The sequence below is a fragment of the Bacillus coreaensis genome (genome assembly GCF_050586445.1).
In the GTDB taxonomy this organism is placed as follows: Bacteria; Bacillota; Bacilli; order Bacillales; family Cytobacillaceae; genus Robertmurraya_A; species Robertmurraya_A coreaensis.
The window spans coordinates 1-1,177 of the sequence record NZ_JBOCCY010000033.1 but is presented as its reverse complement, the minus strand read 5'-3'; the positions used below and the strand labels follow the sequence as shown (position 1 = coordinate 1,177).

Below are 1,177 nucleotides of genomic sequence, written 5' to 3'. Positions count from 1 at the left end.
CAGCGTTCGTCCTGAGCCAGGATCAAACTCTCCAATAAAGAGTAAGATTAGCTCTTAAAGTTAAAACGTTGGCTAGTGTATTTTCAACACTAATCATTTTTTTGTTGACGTATGATTTGTTTAGTTTTCAAAGAACAATTATCACTTCGTTTAGAAGCGACTTTACTATATTAACAGCACTCAATTGTGTTGTCAATAGTTTTTTTGGTGGAGCCTAGCGGGATCGAACCGCTGACCTCCTGCGTGCAAGGCAGGCGCTCTCCCAGCTGAGCTAAGGCCCCATAAATATAAAGTTAGTGGTCGGGAAGACAGGATTCGAACCTGCGACCCCTTGGTCCCAAACCAAGTGCTCTACCAAGCTGAGCTACTCCCCGTTAAATCAAATATGGCGCGCCCGAAAGGAGTCGAACCCATAACCTTCTGATCCGTAGTCAGACGCTCTATCCAATTGAGCTACGGGCGCATGCATTGTAAGATTACTTATATTAGTGTGTTAAGGACAGCTATTTTGCAAGCGCAAAAAGCTTTGGATATTTTACTTCGTAAAAATCCTTGGTGCCGAGGACCGGAATCGAACCGGTACGGTAGTCACCTACCGCAGGATTTTAAGTCCTGTGCGTCTGCCAGTTCCGCCACCCCGGCAAGTACATTCTGGAGCGGAAGACGGGATTCGAACCCGCGACCCCAACCTTGGCAAGGTTGTATTCTACCACTGAACTACTTCCGCATATAGAAAGTTATTTTACTAGTGTAAAAAACTATGGTGCGGGTGAAGGGAGTCGAACCCCCACGCCTTGCGGCGCTAGATCCTAAGTCTAGTGCGTCTGCCAATTCCGCCACACCCGCATATTGATAAGTTATATTACTGAAGAAAAATGGTGAGCCATGAAGGACTCGAACCTTCGACCCTCTGATTAAAAGTCAGATGCTCTACCGACTGAGCTAATGGCTCGGTATAAGTGGTGCCGGTGAGAGGACTTGAACCCCCAACCTACTGATTACAAGTCAGTTGCTCTACCAATTGAGCTACGCCGGCTTAAAAAATTAAAATTAATGGATAGTTATTTTCACTACGTGAAGGATAAATATTTTCGCTTCGCGAAAAATTTTTGGTGGAGGATGACGGGATCGAACCGCCGACCCCCTGCTTGTAAGGCAGGTGCTCTCCCAGCTGAGC

General features: G+C 46.3%; 8 tRNA genes. All 8 read right to left on the bottom strand.

The annotated features are described in order from the left end of the window. Nucleotides 1–205 precede the first annotated feature (205 nt). The 8 genes from ACQ5H4_RS23315 to ACQ5H4_RS23280 all read right to left on the bottom strand — a co-directional run bounded on the left by ACQ5H4_RS23315 (nucleotide 206) and on the right by ACQ5H4_RS23280 (nucleotide 1,036). Nucleotides 206–281 (bottom strand) — tRNA-Ala (locus tag ACQ5H4_RS23315). Nucleotides 282–297: 16 nt separating this feature from the next. Next, nucleotides 298–374, bottom strand: a tRNA-Pro gene (locus ACQ5H4_RS23310). Nucleotides 375–386: 12 nt separating this feature from the next. Next, nucleotides 387–463 (bottom strand) — tRNA-Arg (locus ACQ5H4_RS23305). A 90-nt stretch (nucleotides 464–553) separates the two neighbouring features. Then, nucleotides 554–642, bottom strand: a tRNA-Leu gene (locus ACQ5H4_RS23300). A gap of 10 nt (nucleotides 643–652) precedes the next feature. Next, nucleotides 653–727, bottom strand: a tRNA-Gly gene (locus ACQ5H4_RS23295). 34 nt (nucleotides 728–761) lie between these two features. After that, a tRNA-Leu gene (locus ACQ5H4_RS23290) sits at nucleotides 762–846 on the bottom strand. Between the two features lie 30 nt (nucleotides 847–876). Beyond that, nucleotides 877–952: transfer RNA gene (locus ACQ5H4_RS23285), tRNA-Lys, on the bottom strand. An 8-nt stretch (nucleotides 953–960) separates the two neighbouring features. Then, nucleotides 961–1,036 (bottom strand) — tRNA-Thr (locus ACQ5H4_RS23280). Nucleotides 1,037–1,177 lie beyond the last annotated feature (141 nt).